Consider the following 17850-nt stretch of genomic DNA (forward strand, 5'->3'; position numbering starts at 1 on the left):
GCTTTAGTATGTTATCCGAAAGTCTATTTCATGGTTTATATAAGATAAGGGCACCGAAATCATGAAGTATACTGTGTCCAGTTTTTGACAGTCCTGAATATCAACATCGATTTGATACTGTAGCTTTCGGCCTTTTACAGTTAGGCTTTGATTCGTAAGGTGAGCACATGTATTAAAAGCTCTCCATCCTCCCAGTAAAAAATGTGTATCAAAATTGGCAATCGGTGACCTGTCTTTGCATCCGGTTGCCAATTCGTATTCACTTTGAGATGTTATTACGAACGTTTTCTCTTCCATTCCTTGATTCGGTGTTATGGTTGTACAGAATGCATCATTCACGACCTCAAAATTAACTGGAGTACCGATGTCATTCTTTGAACATGATATGAAAACGATTAACAAGATAGTCTTTAAGAATATATATATTTGCCTCATAATTCGATAGGTTTAAATTATAGTTTAATGTCCTGACATTTCTTAATTCAGGATTGGCATTTTTGGGTAAAAAACTGGCTCAAAGCATTAAATAGTTGTATTCCGTTGCTATAAATATATAGATTTTAATTTGCGATAGCAAGAAACACTGTATTTAGAGGAGATAGAGGTATGTGAAATGGGTTTAATTGTTCAATTTTTAGACAATGTAGAGTTTGGTGATAAAAAACTGAACGCTGAAAAATAAGGACGTCAAACCTAGAGCTTGTAAAAACTTTGGAGTAACGCTCCCGACTTGAACCGAAAAATTCCACTATGATATGCATCGCAATATGTCCGGTAATAACTTTATCGGGCTAATTATTCATCTCAAAAGAAATAGGTATGCCTAAGCTTAACATGATTCAGTGCATTTTTTGCATTTCATCCTGTCAGATCACTGTTTCATCTCGATAAAAACGCATTTCATCCAAAAAACTGAATTTCGGCACGGTGAATTTTTACCTCTACATAAACAATTATTTTGTTAATACGCTTGTATCAGAACATCCGCCGGGATGTTCAACTTTTTAGTTAGTTTACGAATCATGGAAAGACTCAGTTTTCTTTTGTTGGTACAACTAAAAGCTCCTTCCCGCTGGCGGTAATATCAAGCCATGAATCTTCCCATATGGGAGATAGTTGCCGTTCTTTAGGTTTTTTCTTGTCGATATTCCGAAAATGCCAGAGCTTAGCCGACTCTATTGTAGCGGTAAGTTGCCCTTCTGGTTTCTTGGCGAGATAATCAACTTCGGTTCGGCAGCCAGATGTCAGTAGTGTGCTAAATAAGATCGACAATATGAGAAAATTAGTGTTTTTCATAGGTTTGTTATTAAGTGACAATTGGTTACCGTAAATATAATGAATTAAAAAAACTTACTACTTTTATATAAATTTAAATAACAAATACTGACCAATAAAAACCAAACCATGAAATTCTTGAAAATAGTTGCTGGAATAATTTTGGCGGTTGGCATAGCCATTGGTGCATTTTTCTTATGGCATAAGGTGCAGATGGTGTCAGCTAAATCTGATATTCAGGATGCCTTTATGAAGTATGACCTTGATAATAGTAGCACTTCGTCACATAAGGATTTATCGTTCCTTAATCCGCTACTTGAGGACAAAGATATCATTGCGTTCGGGGAAGCTACACACGGAACAAAGGAGTTTCACATTGCCTTTACTCAGTTAGCAAAACACTTAATAGTGGAAGGAAAGGTTAATACACTCGTGTTTGCAGAAAGAAACTTTGCTGACTCATGGAAGGTGAATGAATTTGTTCTGAGCCTGGGAGATTCCATTTCAGTCGAGCGAGTCTTCCCGTACTCTAGCAAGGAAGAGAAGGAATTAATTAATTGGATTAGGGCTTTTAACAAAGGAAAAGATTATCACGAACAAGTCTGGGTTGCCGGTGCAGATATGTATCATCCAAAATTCGCCGCTATCAATGCATTGCATTTATTAGGCGATGGTTATGACGATCTATCCATAGAGACCCAACATTCGCTCAACAGTTGGGCTAATTCTCCCGTAACTCTCGATTTTTTTATATCCGAAAATGAAAGCGAAACCACGAGGCAAGAGTTTCAGGCGACCTACGAGCTGTTTTCAGAACGTGTTAAGGCAGAATACTGGCGAACGAGATGGTTTACACAAAGTATAAAAATGCTAAACAAGGTCACCAGGCACATACGAACGGATCTACAAGACGGTGTAAGAGACTCTGTTATATTCGATCATATAGTGTGGTTGCGCAATATACGGGAAAATTCAAAACTGCTGATTTTCGCACACAATGCTCACATTGAGAAATATCCAAACAATACGCTTAGCGAAAATGATGCGAGATTGGGATGGTTGATTCAGGAGAAATTTCCAGAGAACTATTTCACCATTGGATCCGAAGTAAAAGAAGGAAACTACCGTGCTGGTCATGTTCAGAGTTATCATATCCCCCAAAGCTTTATGAAAATTGGCTCTATCGTCGCTAACGCGGTGGACGCCGACGCCGGATATATAAACCTCCATCATTCGGACGAAGTCCGGGATTTCTTCAACAAAGATTGGTATATGACCTATGGTGTTCTGGATACGGGCCGGCCGACATATCCGGTCAGCAAGGAGTTTTCAAATGCTTTTGACGTGCTATTCTGGGTGAAAAACTCTACTCCGCTGTCGGTATCACCCACAGACGTCTACAACATCGTAGCACCATTTAGCAAAGAAAAGAATCCGGAGATGTTCTCTGACAGCGTAGTAGTTCAAGTGAAAACCGATTTCAGTTTATTCCCAGTTGACAGTAGAATGTATGACTATCCAGATCTTATATTACTTTCCTTTTCTCATAAGAAACTTGTAGGGCATAGTACGAAGAAAATTAAGGCAACTGGCTCGCATAGCCTGACCCATCAAAATATGAGAGCAGAGGTTGACAGTCTGGTCGTTTACTTAGGCGGAGATAAATCGCAGTCGTTTACGCTGGGAGAACTATCAGTTAATAATCATCCGATAGATAAGAAGCACATTCTGTACGGGGGTCCAAACTATGAAAGTGTCGAAAAGACAAACACACTTCTACATTTAGTAATAAAAGATTAATAAACCAGTTCATACTGACGTATAAGTAGGAAATGTAAAACTCCTATAATGTTCTTTTTCATATTTCTCAACCAGCATTGAAAGAATTTCCAACTCATCAGATTCTTCCGATTTTATTGGTCTTAACAGAACTCACTGTTTTTACGTTTATTTTAACATACTCTATATGTGTTCCAAACCAGACCACAAATACGATTTTTAATCTATGTTCAATATCAACAATCAGCCGATAGGTAGAGCTCAGGGATTCCGTTTTGAAGTAACAATACAAATTCGGTATCGCCGGCACGGCTGTCCCTGTCCTTAAATTCACCCGGACTCTTGGATGGCCGGGCGGAGAGCAGTATTTTATGACGGTACCGCAGAATGTGTAACAGCTGGATAGAATAGATTTTTACAAATTTTCGGATCAATTCAACTATTTCCTTTTATCTACACAAATTTTTCGTATCAATCAGGCTAAATATATAAATTTTCCATATTAGTATTAACAATGCGTCGACAAAAGTTAAGAAATGCTAGCTCTTGATTAACTTGCCTTATAGGGCAGAACTCGTGTTCGCTACAATCCCAATGCCTTAAACGTAAAACCTCCTTTTACAGCCTTCACCTTAATGATATTTTCACCCTGCTTCAAGTCTGCAATAGATACCGGGATGTGTGTCCAGTCAGTTTCGGTAGTCGTTTGGGGAACTTGAATAAGCTCTTCGACCGCAACATCATTAATAGAAATTCGAATCGTTGAGCCGCCCTTCGGATCGGCAACGTGAAGTAATAAGCGGTTGATATCGTCTGATACAACATCCACCGTATACTGCAACCATTCCCCATCTTCGATATGGAAAACATGATACCCAGCCGTATCCTCTTTAATATCGACACCGTCATTGCGATAAGCCCATCCTCTATTGCCCTGAGTATCCATACCCGGTGTAAAGTGGTAGCTCGCTGTATCGGTATCAAAATAGGCAAATCCTTGTTTCCCCAGATCAAAATCGACCGCCTGAATGACATCGCCCTTACCGTATTTTTTATTTTTAAACGGACGGGTGTCGTCTGACTGAACCTGCCTGAACATGGCATCCACGACATCGTGACGGAGGACGTTATTCTCCAATCGCAAATTAGCAAGCCAAGACCGAAGTGTTTTCATTGCTTCTTCTTTCGAAGGCTTCGAACCCTTTCCAGACCAATAATCCAATAACCGTTTATAGCCCTCCGGCTCGGGAATCTCATAAGGCTGATTGATGCCCATCTTTTTATTCTGCCACCAAGCCCAACCAATACCATTTTCCTCACACAAAGCAATCGCCTCGGTAAACCAGGTATTTGAGTTCTCTCCAGACTCGCCAAGCCAAAGCGGAATATTGTATTGATCACGTAAATCCAGAAAATGCTGAATAGAAGCCTGAGTATTTGGATTTCCGTACTTGTGAAAGCTGAGCACCAGATTATCATCCCAGTCAGGAACAATACCTCGGTAATTATTCGCAAAACCATTACCCTCTAAAAAGATGATATGATTGGTATCAACTTCACGTATGGCTTTGGTTACATCCACCAGGAATTTCTTCAACGGCTCATTTTTGGTCTCATGAACTCCTAGCCTATCTTCCGGATCTTCAAAACCCCAATTCGTTTCATTCAGCACATCATACCCGCCAATCCATTCTTCCTCTGCATAACGCTCGGCCAGCTTCTTCCATAAGGCAATCGTTTTTTTTCGATTCGCTTCACTTTCCCAAAACGACGGCTTCTCCGGATTTCGATCAGAAATATTCAGATCATGACCCTGCCCCCCCGGTGCAGCATGCAAATCCAGAATCAAATACATTTCATTGGCTTTGCACCAGGCCAGCAGACTATCCGTCATCGCAAACCCTCGCTCCAACCAAGTCTGCTCTCCGGCTACCGGCTCATCTTCCACTGACAATGTGTAGAGATTATAATGCATGGGTAAGCGGATGGAATTAAAACCCATTGCTGCCATGGAGTCGATATCCGCTTTCTGCGTATGTACCCTCAGCCACTCGTCGTAAAACTTGTCCGTTTCTTCAGCACCGACAAGGTCCTGAATGTGCTCACGGATGCGGTATTGCTGACCAATAAAACCAAGTCTGAACATATAACCTTCCTGCAACATCCAACCTCCAAGTCCCATCCCCCTTAACAGGATGGTATCGCCTGCACCATTAACAATATGATGTCCTTGGGTTTTTAGCAAATGCTTACCAGTTGCCAGCTCCTTTGATTGCTGACAACTGATAAACAAGCTTGCGATGGCAACAAGCAAGAAAATAGTTTTATTCATTCCTATTCCTGCAAGTCGTAAACACGAACATAATCGACTTCCATCTTCGCTGGGAATGCCTCCTCATCTATTCCCTGCTGGCCGCCCCAATCGCCGCCCACGGCAAGATTCAGCAACCAGTGAAATTTCTTGTCAAAAGGCCATACCCCAAAACCCTTCCCTTCATTGTCAAAGTGGAACATCTCATTATCATCCACAAAACCCTTAATATATGCAGGAGTCCAATCTACCCGATAGGTATGAAACTCCGTTGTTGCATTCTGTATTTTCTTGGTCGCCGTTTTCTGCGTTCCTATACTATGGTTATAAGCTTGGGTATGCATGCTGATGTGAACTACATCCTGATCATAGCCTACATGTTCCAGGATATCAATCTCCCCCGAAGCCGGCCAGTCGCCATAAGCCCAGTCGGTCGGCAACATCCAGGCCGCTCCCCAGGTTCCTTTCCCCGGCGGAACCTTGGCGCGCACCTCAAACCTGCCGTACAGGAAATCTCCTTTGCCTTTGCTGACCAGTCGCGCAGAGGTATACTCAAGTCCTTCCATATCTTCACGCAAAGCCGTGATGGTCAACACCCCATCCCCCACATTCACATTGTCCGGATCCGCTTCCGTGTAATATTGGAGCTCATTGTTACCCCAACCATTATTCTGGGAACCTACATCATAGCCCCACTTTTCCGGATCGGGCAGCCCTTCATAATCGAATTCATCTGCCCAGGAAGGTGTCGCTTTAAAGCTATACTCTTTCGGCTTAATAGGTTCTGGTTCAGGAATATTCGGCTTCGGGTTCTCGTTTTCAGAACAGGCAATAGACAATAATATAATCGGAATAAGCTTAATCATTGCAATTTGATTTTTCATTTTATGTGCATCATTCATTGGTAAAAATATTAATAAGAACGCAAGGTAAATGACCACCAGCCGTCACCACCAATATTAACGCCAATTGTCAGCAGGTCATACCCTTTTCCTTCTACATTCTTTTCCATGGACAGAATATCATACAAAACATAATCGTTTACCGGACCCGTGGGCGTTTCACCACCGTTATGCGCTTTCTTAACACCAATATGTGCCCCTTTGCCCACAAGTCGCAGCTGCCCGAGTTTATTCACTCCCGTTCCTTCAGTTACCACGAAACTAAACGTACCTGAATCCCAAAGTTTTTGTTCGCCGGTCAAGTTTGTAGCAGGTTCACAGCCGGCGGTTTGGTTCCCCAAATAACCATCTGCAAAGAAATCCCCTTTGTTATCGTAATCGAAAGTTCCCTCCGCATTAAAAGAGAATGTAAATTCATCGTTAAACTCGCAACTGCGACCTTGAATATCACCAGCACCGCTAGCCCACCATTCACCATTACCCGGACCTGGTCCTACTTTAAAAGCACCCGCTTCCGGGTTTAGTTTCCACGTTTTTGTGTCGCAACCCGCAATAAAACCCAAAGCTCTATCATCCGAACAAGCCTGTGGATCGTTTTCACTAATCGAAACCGCTTTAGTCACACTGGACATTCCTCCCTGCGCTACAATACTCAGCTCCACGTCGTAATTGCCAGCAAAGATCAAATTGGCTTCAACCGTATCACCGCTGAACTTCTGACCGCTGCTCGCGACTGTCCACTGCGCAATTGACGGCGTGCCGGTCGTGTTAATTAAGCGTACTTTACCCTCACCCAGGTCAACTGCCTCAAAATCCGGTTGGGGAATTGGGTTCAGATGAAGATCCTCGCCCTCAATCTTACATCCCTGCAAGAGCGCAATACCCATCAGCGCTCCCACAAAGGCATATTTTATTTTATAATTGATTTTCATAACGTTCGTCTTATTTTGTACCACCATATTCTTTGTTCTGTTCCAATTGCGTATTATCCAACTCCAACAAAGGAATCGGCAATACTTCATGCTTACCTGCCACAAAACCACGATCACCCAGGGCAGCCGCTGCATCGCCCCAACGCACAAGATCAAACCAGCGATGACCTTCGCCCGCCAATTCAATACGGCGCTCACGTTTTATATTATCTAGCGTCGCAGCTACAGCACCCAATCCAACTCGTGCACGAACAGCATTCAACAAAGCAGCAGCACGAGCCGTATTTCCACCTCCTCTAACAATGGCTTCTGCTTCTAACAAATAAGTGTCCGCCAAACGAATATCATACATGTTTTGAGGGAAATTCAGCTCAAACGACCCAGCACCTGTCCACCGATCCGATTCCCGTCCGGCAAACTTCTCAAGAAAATAACCCGTATCCATATAACCCGGCGTATAGCTTGCTTTGCCTTCCGCTTCCAATTGGTGCATATCAATAATGGTATATGGATAGCGTGGATCGCCTTTCATAAGCTCTGCCAAATCCTCAGTAATTGGCAAGAAACTCCATCCCGACACATAATCCGGCGCACCCGGACCGGCAGAATAGCCACGCGGGCCAACCATGATATTCAGCACATTTCCTTCTGTACAGTCGATACAGCCCCAATCACCGACAGATGTATTGGTGAATGATAATTCTAAAATCGATTCGCTGTTAAACTTGTTATCTACAGCGAATAAATCGCTAAAATCATCTAGCAAGCGGTAACCGTATTGACTGGTTCCTCCTGGCTCACCGTTCACATCAGCCAGTTGTGCAGCCGCCTCCGAAAATTTCTCTTGTTGTAAATATACCTTTCCTAACAGAGCCTTAGCCGTACCTTCTGATACTCTTCCAGCCTCCGTGCCCGCCGCTACTTTAGTTGGTAAATTTGCTAAAGAAGCCGTTAAGTCGCTTTCAATAAAGGCATAGATTTCTTGCGGACTTGCCTGAACAACCTCATAAAGCTCATTACCTTGTAACGGATGATCGATTAAAGGGATATTCCGAAAATACCGAATCAGGTCGAAATAAAAATATGCACGCAAGAACCTTGCTTCTGCCTCAAAACGTGCTTTCTCGTTTTCATCCATTGAGATATCAGGCAACTTGGAAAGCAGGATATTCGCCCGGTTAATTCCCATAAAGTTCCTTCTCCACAAATCCTCTTGCGGACCAACCGCTGCGTCCAGATCATAGCTGGACCAAGCCTGGATATTCGGTATATCCGATGAACCTCCTCCACCGGCATAATGATCATCAGAAGCCGCTGAAGTCGCCAATACCTTGGTAATGTACGAAGGACTCTGGTAGCCCAGGACATCGTAAACGGCAACCAGACCGTTGTAAGCTTCCTGTCGGTTACGGTAATAATTATCCTCCAGATCGGTACCTTTTGGTTTAAGCTCTAAGAAACTGTCGCTGCATGCCTGTAGTCCGAACAGAACCAAACACGCAATTATTGATGTATATATATACTTTTTCATTGTGTTCTTTGTTAAAATGTTACGTTAAGACCAACCATAAACGACCTAGCTTGCGGATAGATACCGCGGTCGATACTTAAGATTCCGCCCCCTATTTCCGGATCAAAACCAGAATATTTGGTCAGCGTAAACAGGTTTTCTGACATCACATAGATTCGGGCTTTCTGAAGACCGATCTGATTGGTCCACAATGAAGGAACCGTATATCCCAGTTGTAAAGTTTTCAGACGGAAGAAATCACCATCCTCCAGATAGAAGTCTGACGGATTCGCAAAGTTATTGTTCGGGTCATTATCACTTAACCTCGGATAGCTACTGGACGAACCAGCACCTGTCCAACGTCCCAATGCCTTTGTCGAATAATTCGCATTGTTGATGTCCAGTCGTCTCAATCCCTGAAAAATCTTATTTCCGGCAACACCCTGACCGAATACCACGGCATCAAAACCTTTGTAGGCTACATTCAGCGTAAAACCAAATGCCCAGGTTGGCGTTGGATCACCAATAAAGGTTCTATCATCTCCGTCGATCATTCCATCGTTGTTTAAATCCGCCCATTTAAAGTCGCCCGGACGCGCATCGGGCTGAATCAAGCCACCGTCAGCGTTCGTGTAAGCATCGATCTCCGCTTGTGTCTGAAAGATACCCATGGTTTCGAAACCATAAAATGAATTAAATGGCTGACCCACCATGGTCCGCGTGATGTTGTAGCTGGAAGCCTGGAAGCTCGCACCATTGATAAAACTTACACCCGCACCGATGTTGGTCACTTCGTTACGCACATAAGAAGCATTTCCGTTCAATGAGAAATCCACTTCGCCCCAACGGTTGTTGTAACCGACCTCCAGTTCCACACCCGTATTTTTCATATCCGCTACGTTGGCAGCCGGATTGCCGATGGCGCCAACATAGAACGGAATACGTGGATTTTGCAGAATCCCGTTAGTTTTCTTATTGTACCAGTCGAACGTCACACTCACGCGGTTCAAAAAGGTCATATCAAAACCGATATTCGCCTGGCTTGTTTCTTCCCATTTCAGATCAGGGTTCGACGGTGCATTCGGACTATAGCCTACGGTATACATATCTGTCAGACCGATGGTATAATTTCGTCCGCCACCTACTGTTGAGATGTAAGCGAAATCTCCGATATTGTCATTACCAACCACACCGTATCCACCGCGGAACTTTAGCATATCAATTGCATCCACATCAGCCAGGAAGTCCTCTTTCGAAGCCACCCAACCCAAAGAGAATGAAGGGAATACCCCATACTTATTATTCGATCCGAACCGGGATGATCCGTCGCGACGGATCAGGGCTTCCACCAGATATTTCTCCTGATAGTTATAATTAACACGAGCAAAAAGAGATGATACCGTATGTCCTGCATTTTCATAACCGTACGAGTTACGTTGATCCGTCGGTATATTATAATTCAATGAAGCATCGTCAAAATTATCTACCGGTATATCATAATATGTAACGCTCAAACCGGTAGCACGGTTATCGTAATACGCCCCCTGACCTAATAAAACCTGAAAACTGTGATCTTCGATCAGTCGTGAATAAGATACGGTGTTCTCCAGATTCCAATCGAAACCTTTATCACGACCTCTGGTGAAATTGTTCTGTGCATTCTGGTTGGTAGCATTCAGATAAAATACCGGCGTAAAGCTCTCACCGCCCCAATAGGACAACTTCGATCCTAAAGTCGACCGGAACGTCAATCCTTCGATCGGAGTCAATTCAGCATACACGTTTCCAACAAAATTATCCGACCATCCGTAGTTTCCTAAGCGTGTTTGCGTGTAGGCAAGCGGATTCGTCATCTCCTGGGTAACATACTGAGAAATCCCATAGGGATTTCCGAAAGCATCCCTTACAACTGCATTCGATGCGTAAGGACGGTTCGGTGAATTGATAATATCGGGGTTTGTTTCAACCACCGGGGTTAGCGGATCCAGATTAATGGCAGCTGATAATGGCCCGCCGAACTCGCTGTTAGTATTTCCGATACCCTGACTTCTTTCATGTGAATACCCTAGGTTCTGACCTACCTTCAACCAGTCGCTTATCTTGTGCTCTGAATTCAGACGGATATTCGTCCGTTTAAAATTCGAGATATCCGTCGCGATGATACCATCCTGAGACAGGAATCCAAACGATCCGTAAAAGGTCGACTTCTCATTACCACCGCTAAGGCTCAGTTCGTGGTTATGACGCTGGGCACTGCGATTGAAAATCTGCTCCTGCCAATCGGTACCCTCACCAAACTCCTGCGGATTTGCAAAAGGAAGTGCATTTCCCGCGGCTAAAGCTGACTCATTTCTCAGGGTCGCATACTCCGTTCCGTTAAGCAGGCTGAGTTTCCGCGCCGGCTCTGAAGTCCCATAATAAGCATTGTAATTGATTCGCATCGCGCCAGCCTTACCTTTTTTGGTAGTCACCAAAATTACACCAGCTGCAGCTCGCGCACCGTAGATCGCTTGCGAGGAAGCATCTTTCAGTACTTCGATCGACTCGATATCCGACTGATTCAGGTAACTGATCCCGCCAGCATCAATCACAACACCATCCACTACCCAAAGCGGATTGTTATTACCAAATGTTGTGATACCGCGGACGCGGATCGTTGCTGCCGAACCCGGTTGCCCGGAATTACTGGCAATCGTCAGCCCCGACGTACGCCCTTGTAATGACTGCTCAATCCGCGTCACCGGCATACTCTCCAAATCGGCTGCTTTAACGCTGCTAATGGCGCCAGTTACCACGCTTTTCTTCTGCGTACCGTAACCTACCACCACTACTTGCTCAAGTTCCGTTAAATCTTCGCTCAGGCTCACATTGTAAACCCCGGATGAGCTGACAGCTACTTCTTCTGTCAGCATTCCCAGCTGGCGAAATTCCAGAACAACCTCGCTTGCTGCAATCGTCAAGCTATACTGCCCATCAGCATCCGTGCTGGTGGAAGTCGTCCCGCCCTTGACAGAAACGGTGACTCCCGGAATTGGACTGTTGTCAGCCGCTGCGACAACCTGTCCGCTTACCTGCAAGTTCTGAGCTGAAAGCTCCAGTACCGGCAAAAGCAAGCCTAATAACATGAGTACATGTAAAAATCTCTGTTTCATAAAATGAAAATGGTTAACATGGTTTAAAAAATTAGTTCTACTCCTCCTTAGGTTAGTTCGTGGAGCACTGGAATAAAAGTAGAGAGAAAGGAAAAAAAGAAAGATTTTAGGCTATCTACAATAGCCCTACAAACTGGGATAACAAACAGATATTACCCCTACATTAACACTACATGAAATTTATATCAATCTTTATATCAGTTAATTATAAACAACCGAACACTATTCTCCAACAAATTGCAATAAATAACTATGCAGATTCGTTTCCGAGTCGATTCCCAGTTTTTTGCGAAGGCGATAACGGCCAACTTCCACCCCTTTCAGCGTGATGTTCATCAGTTGGGCAATCTCTTTTGAAGACAAGTTCATCCGAAGATAGGCACAAAGTTTCAGCTCATTGGAAGTCAGGTCCGGGTGTTTCTCTTTTAGTTTGGCAAAGAAGCCCTCGTTCGCATTATTAAAATGGATGCTAAAGTTTTCCCAATCATCGTCTGCCCGTTCAGCAGCTTTCACCAATCGCATCAGTTGCTTAAAGCCAGTGGGCTCCGCACCTTCGCCATTCTTCTTTTTGATTTCTTCAATCTTGTCTTTGATTTTTGATAGTACCTCACCCCGTTGCACCAAATGCATAGTCATGCTCACCAGTTCGCGGTTTTTAAAATCCAGATCCGCCTTCAGCTTCTCATTCCGAAGCCGAACCACCTCTTTTTCCCGCTGATCCAGTTCCAATTGATGCAGATAGATCTCCTTCTCATGCTTGGCGGTCAACTTTTTCTTTTGGATTTTATAATAGTAATAGAGAACGGTTAAGAGAACCAGTGCATAAACGATATAAGCCAAGGTGTTTGCATACCAAGCAGGTAGTACGTAAAACGAATAGGAAAGAACCTCTGATTCGCTGCCCTTACTGTTTCTGGATTTTACATGAAAGGTATACATGCCCGGCGACAGGTTGGTATATTCTTTATCGCTCCGCTCGCTCCAGGCCGACCAGTTCTTGTCCAGGCCTTCCATCAGGTAACTGAATTCGACATTCCCCAGCTGATCATAAGGCGTGCTTGAAAAGACAAACTGAAGTGTATTCCGGCGATAACCCAACCGTGCATTCTCCTCTGGCAGATTCCCATAGCCGCCAAAAAGAAGCATCTCATTCAATTCATTGTCTAGCGCCTTCACGTTCCGCAATAGAATATCCGGCTTTGCTGTCCGCTCTTTATAGCGATTGTAATTCAGCAGGATACCGCCTTTATCGGCACCGACAAAAATATGGTCATCATCCACTGCATATACCGATTCATAACCACCTAATACTTTGCCATTTAATTCCGGAAAATAAACAATTGAATACGATGAATTTTCAGTCGGCCTAGAGAAGTCGAGCAAGCCCAGCTTCTTCTCACTAACAAACCAGATGTTGCCCAACCGATCTTCGTACATGTACTGCACCGGCACGCCTTGTAATGGCTTGTAGAGCTCAGAAGGAACCAGCTTATCGTCAGTCAGGCTGTATTCGTAAATGCCGTCTGCTGCTGAAACCAGAACACTGTTTTTGATAAAGAAAACAAAATTATTAAGCGGTGAACTCAAGCCTTCCCCAACACCATACTCCTTCTGCTTAATCACCTTTTTCCAGTCGTCCGATAAAAATAATTTAAATACCCCGCGATAGGGATGCGACACCCATACCGCGTTCTCACGGTCGTCAAAATGAATAAAACGAAGCGATTCATTCGAACCCTCCACTGGTTGAGGGTTAGAGAACCTACCGTTTTCATAATGGATGTGCTGAAGCCCCCAATAAGTTCCTGCGATGATGGTCTGCGACGGGTAGACTCGTGATACCGGCTTAAACAGCCAGGTTCCCGGTGTTGAATAGATTTTCTCAGCCTGATACCCGCGAATATGAAATGCCCCATCTTCGTGACCCATCAACAGCTCACCATTTACCACATCTAAACCCCATACCTGACCATCCGTACCGGGCACCTTTGAGAAACGTGATTCCGCCATTCCGATATCCCTTAAACTCTCTTGCGTAAGATCATTAGCGTACAAACCGTTGGATGTACCTATATAGAGTTTTTGTTCAAAAATATGCATAGCATAGGTACTGATGGGATTGTCCACGTCCGGATGAATAAATTTGATCGGACTGTTAATAGCGATAAAGTCGATCCCGTCGTCCAATGCCAGCCAGACATTATCATCCCGGTCCACAAAGACATCGCGGACATTGTTTTTCTGCAATCCCTCACCGTACACATATTTCTGTCGCACTTTTCCACGCTTATCCATTACCAACAAACCCGACGAAGTTGTACCCAAAGCAAAGAGCTCATCAGAAATCCGCTCAGCACAAAACACCCTGCTCGTCGAAAGCAAATCATCCACCTGAGTCGGCTTCTTGATCAGCTGATCGCCCACCAAATAAAAAAGACCATTCTTTAATGTAGTTACCAACAGCGTATCCCGGTTATACGGGAGCATATGCGTTATCGGTGAGCTTTCCAGACCCGGGTGATCAGTCAGCGGTTTCCAAAAGCCGTCATCGAAAAACATCAGACCCTGTCCCTGCCCCTGCGCGTACAACCTCCCGCCAACTTCGGCCATAAACTGCCACATCCCCTTGGGCTTATCGACCGTAACCTGCTGTCCTTGATAGCGGAATATCCGGTTATTCGTCATAAAGAAAACCCCGTCGTCCACCACCTCGATACGCCAGACATCGGCAAATTCCTTTTCCGAATCCGCAATCAGCGAAACCAAAGAATGATAACGCAACTCCCCAAACTCATTGGCTTCAAAATAACCCAACTCATCCTGCCCGCCAACAAAAACGCGATTGAGACTATCGACCGCCACCGAGCGCACAATCGTGTTGTTAGGCAAGGGATAGAGAATCCAATGATAACCATCAAAAACCATCAACCCTTCGTTATTCCCGAAATACATAATCCCATTGGCATCCTGATCTATGCTCCAGTTTTGCAATCCACCCTTATAAACCTCATTCGAGTAATTAATGATCTGAGGTACGGCGACCGTTCGCTGCGCATAAACGGCAGGAAAAGAAGTTAATAGAAGAAGTATCAGTAAGTATCGGTTCATTTAGTATAATTGGCTTCGTAACTACCCCTCAAACAACGAATTTCAAAGATATAAATTTTAACCCATTCCAGACGAGGGATTGAATTTTCAGAGATTTCGTCCTATTAACCTAAAAGAAATGTTATTAACTTGTTCAAGAAGAACAGTGGTCAAACAGTCCTCTAACAGTCCCCTAACTGTCCTCAAGCTGTGGTAAAAGGACTGTTTGACCACTGTATAACCACTGTTAAAGGAATGTACATTATAACGGAGATTAAAAAAAATGTAGATTAAAATAAAAAGGGGCCATTACGACCCCTCCTTAACACATAAAACATAAAACATCACTAATTAACCCGCAAGTTCACCGAACCGGCGCTGGTAGACGCGGATATTTGTTTTCCGCCACCATTCATGCTTCCGATAAGCTTACCCTTGCTATTAGTACCTTTAAAATTATTTAGATTGTTAGCGTTCACGCGCATTCCTTTTAGATTCAGATCAGCCGCTGCATTTCGCGGGATTGTAAGATTAACCGATCCGGCGGAGGTTGATAAGTTCACATCGCCCGGCAACTTCATCAGGCTGGCTGTCACACTGCCTCCGGATGTTGAAGCATCTAAGACACATGTAAGGCTACCCAGGTCAATGCTTCCTCCCGATGTTGAGGCATGGAGAGCTCCATCAATACGATCACCCTTGATACTCCCACCACTGGTTTTCACATCAATGTTTCCGCTCAGATTATCCAACCGGATAGAACCCCCTGATGTGGACAAGTGGATATCACCATCCAGATTATTCGCCTTGATACTACCGCCGCTGGTTTGCCCGTCAATATTACCGCGAATGTTGCTAACCGTTAGACCACCGCCGCTAGTTTTAAAATTCTGGTGACCATCAAGATTTGCAATATGAATGCTACCTCCGCTGGTTTTCAGGTTGGAGGCAACGTTTTTCCCAGTCTTCACACGAAAAGAGATATTGAGGGCATTCCGCCAGTTTCCCTGATTCTTTCTTTTAGCAAAAGCCTCAACCGTATTACCTTTCTGGGCAATGGATATTTCATAATCACGATCCAGAATTTCCTGAATTTCAGATTTTGATAGATTACGATTATTATTCGGCCGTACATGCATCTCTACCGTTGTTTCACTACCCCCGTTGCCGTCCACCTCGATAGAGCCACCCGAAGTGTTAATCGTCAGGTTTTTAACCTGCGAGCTCGAAAATTTCTTTGTCGCCATCAATACCGCATCATTCATCGTATTAAAAGCGAAGGCTGTCGAACTAACTACGAGTAGAACGAAGCCGATTATTCTTTGTTTAGCTATGGTATTCATTGGTTTATACCTAATTGTTTTGATAATTTGAGTATTGAATTGATTTATTGTTACAAATATTTTATGATTTTGCTTATTCTGTCGCAATTGCCTTAATCGGGTTGGCCTTTGCGGCTCGAATTGCCTTGAACCAGATAGGCTTGCTATATTAGCTATTCTGTAAGCCATACACGATAGTACAAACAAACGTACCAAAATTACAAAAACCTAACAATCAATAAATTAATATCTGTCTGAGTCATCAAGGTGTTCGATAACGAACAAGCTAACGTTCATTATTGAACATGGTAAGATAATTTCAAGTCCGTTAATTATTGTGTAGCGAGAGCCAACAAAAAGCAGTTCTATTTGTAGGTTTAATAATATTTGATGAAAAACTTAACGTTATGAAGCAAAGAAATTGGTTTAGCGCATTGGCAATTGTGATGGTAGCAGCGTTATCTGCATGTGGCCCCGGTGGCGAAACAATTAAAGGAATATATACTTATGGTGATCAAGCCAATATGTTGGAAGACTGTACAACGGGGAACATGTATGTGATTTCTGATCAAGAACTTGAAGAAAAATACATTTCATTTAATTTTGAGGACCCCTATGTACCGGTTTACGTAGAACTGAAAGGCATCATCCGAGAACCCAAAGCGAATGAGGCGGATGAGATGTCATATATTGAAGTTAAAGAGATTGTTACTGTTAGTGAGGATACCAGTCTTTGTGGACAATAGCTGCTTATAGCACACAGCTTTTACCTGTTTCTTGTGAGATATTCTTTTGCTGTGAATATTGGGATACTTTGTCTTGTAAAATCTCTTTTATTTCGTGTAATGATCATATCCACATTATTTTCTATAGCAGTATAATATTGAATTGCATCTTCACAATCCCTTAAATCCGAAGTGAGTGCTAAATCTATTATCTTGTCATCCATCAGCAATACCTCCACCAGGACTTTGAACTTGGCTAAGACTTTCCTTAGATCGTCGGTACTATAGTGCTTCGTAAGTATAAAGTGTGTATTCGCTATCGTTAACGACGAAATAAACAGTTTAACCTTCCGCTTGTCCGCCAAAGTAAATAAACCCTGTGCATCTTCGTAAAACTCTGCCCGCTTTTGAAGCAGATCGATTACGATATTAGTATCTACGAAAAGGCGATCCATTAAGAGTATTTTCTATTCAAATAATCATAATAATCTTCCTTATGGTCATTTACACTGTCACTGGGAATTATCCCGGTCAAGCTTTCTACCAACGGACTCACTTCGATATCTTTTTTATTTTTCCTGGTTAAAGAGCTTAAATAATTTTCAACAAGTTGAGACAAACTTATTTTATTAATCTTAGCATAAGCTTTGGCGTCCTCAATGACGTGCTTTTCAATATTTAATGTCAGCTTTGTGTTCATATCTTTGCTATCCGCGCTTTACTATACGTACAAAAATACAAAAATATTACGTATAACGCAAAATAGGTAAACGCAGTCTAATATGATTGAGAAACAAGCTTTCTATTTATCTGACACAACGACCTCTGATACAATAGTAGCTCTGAAATCAGCTA

The 17850-nt window shown here is 43.2% G+C and carries 14 protein-coding genes; 2 read left to right on the forward strand and 12 right to left on the reverse strand.

Features of this window, described 5'->3' with window-relative positions:
* Window positions 1-3: 3 nt before the first annotated feature.
* Complete coding sequence (locus tag D3P12_RS12305; protein ID WP_118195918.1) at window positions 4-435, reverse strand: hypothetical protein; 432 nt, start codon at window positions 433-435, stop codon at window positions 4-6.
* 597 nt (window positions 436-1032) lie between these two features.
* The gene (locus tag D3P12_RS12315) at window positions 1033-1296 is read right to left on the reverse strand and encodes a hypothetical protein (protein WP_118195920.1); all 264 of its coding nucleotides are present in this window, start codon (window positions 1294-1296) and stop codon (window positions 1033-1035) included.
* Window positions 1297-1404: 108 nt separating this feature from the next.
* Here D3P12_RS12315 and D3P12_RS12320 point away from each other — a divergent pair, with 108 nt between their 5' ends.
* Window positions 1405-3075 carry an erythromycin esterase family protein gene (locus tag D3P12_RS12320; RefSeq protein WP_118195922.1) on the forward strand — a complete coding sequence of 557 codons (1671 nt, stop codon included), beginning with the start codon at window positions 1405-1407 and terminating at the stop codon, window positions 3073-3075.
* Window positions 3076-3172: 97 nt separating this feature from the next.
* On the opposite strand, the gene D3P12_RS15815 is transcribed toward D3P12_RS12320, so the two are convergent.
* From D3P12_RS15815 to D3P12_RS12360, 8 genes are all read right to left on the reverse strand, one after another.
* On the reverse strand, window positions 3173-3388 hold the full coding sequence (locus tag D3P12_RS15815) for a type II toxin-antitoxin system HigB family toxin (protein WP_394341520.1): 216 nt from the start codon (window positions 3386-3388) through the stop codon (window positions 3173-3175).
* 249 nt (window positions 3389-3637) lie between these two features.
* Window positions 3638-5386, reverse strand: coding sequence for a cellulase family glycosylhydrolase (locus tag D3P12_RS12330; RefSeq protein ID WP_118195926.1), 1749 nt, complete (start codon window positions 5384-5386; stop codon window positions 3638-3640).
* Window positions 5387-5388: 2 nt separating this feature from the next.
* Window positions 5389-6249 carry a glycoside hydrolase family 16 protein gene (locus D3P12_RS12335; protein ID WP_118197096.1) on the reverse strand — a complete coding sequence of 287 codons (861 nt, stop codon included), beginning with the start codon at window positions 6247-6249 and terminating at the stop codon, window positions 5389-5391.
* Between the two features lie 29 nt (window positions 6250-6278).
* On the reverse strand, window positions 6279-7199 hold the full coding sequence (locus D3P12_RS12340; RefSeq protein WP_157970341.1) for a hypothetical protein: 921 nt from the start codon (window positions 7197-7199) through the stop codon (window positions 6279-6281).
* Between the two features lie 10 nt (window positions 7200-7209).
* Entirely contained in the window at window positions 7210-8730 is a 1521-nt protein-coding gene (locus D3P12_RS12345; protein ID WP_118195930.1) for a RagB/SusD family nutrient uptake outer membrane protein, read from the reverse strand.
* Window positions 8731-8741: 11 nt separating this feature from the next.
* A complete protein-coding gene (locus tag D3P12_RS12350; protein WP_118195932.1) occupies window positions 8742-11861 on the reverse strand; it encodes a SusC/RagA family TonB-linked outer membrane protein in 3120 nt (1039 codons plus the stop codon).
* A gap of 222 nt (window positions 11862-12083) precedes the next feature.
* Window positions 12084-14969 (reverse strand): ligand-binding sensor domain-containing protein, encoded by a 2886-nt coding sequence (locus D3P12_RS12355; protein ID WP_118195934.1) that lies wholly within the window; start codon window positions 14967-14969, stop codon window positions 12084-12086.
* Between the two features lie 326 nt (window positions 14970-15295).
* Window positions 15296-16291, reverse strand: coding sequence for a DUF4097 family beta strand repeat-containing protein (locus tag D3P12_RS12360; RefSeq protein WP_118197097.1), 996 nt, complete (start codon window positions 16289-16291; stop codon window positions 15296-15298).
* Window positions 16292-16677: 386 nt separating this feature from the next.
* Here D3P12_RS12360 and D3P12_RS12365 point away from each other — a divergent pair, with 386 nt between their 5' ends.
* Window positions 16678-17016 carry a hypothetical protein gene (locus tag D3P12_RS12365; RefSeq protein ID WP_118195936.1) on the forward strand — a complete coding sequence of 113 codons (339 nt, stop codon included), beginning with the start codon at window positions 16678-16680 and terminating at the stop codon, window positions 17014-17016.
* A 20-nt stretch (window positions 17017-17036) separates the two neighbouring features.
* Here D3P12_RS12365 and D3P12_RS12370 read toward each other — a convergent pair whose 3' ends face one another.
* Together D3P12_RS12370 and D3P12_RS12375 are read right to left on the reverse strand one after the other, a co-directional pair.
* A complete protein-coding gene (locus D3P12_RS12370) occupies window positions 17037-17450 on the reverse strand; it encodes a type II toxin-antitoxin system VapC family toxin (RefSeq protein WP_118195937.1) in 414 nt (137 codons plus the stop codon).
* Complete coding sequence (locus D3P12_RS12375) at window positions 17450-17695, reverse strand: DUF6364 family protein (protein WP_118195939.1); 246 nt, start codon at window positions 17693-17695, stop codon at window positions 17450-17452. Before D3P12_RS12375 ends, D3P12_RS12370 begins: the two co-directional genes overlap by 1 nt.
* Between the last annotated feature and the right edge of the window lie 155 nt (window positions 17696-17850).

It is taken from the genome of Pedobacter indicus (assembly GCF_003449035.1).
Lineage (GTDB): Bacteria > Bacteroidota > Bacteroidia > Sphingobacteriales > Sphingobacteriaceae > Albibacterium > Albibacterium indicum.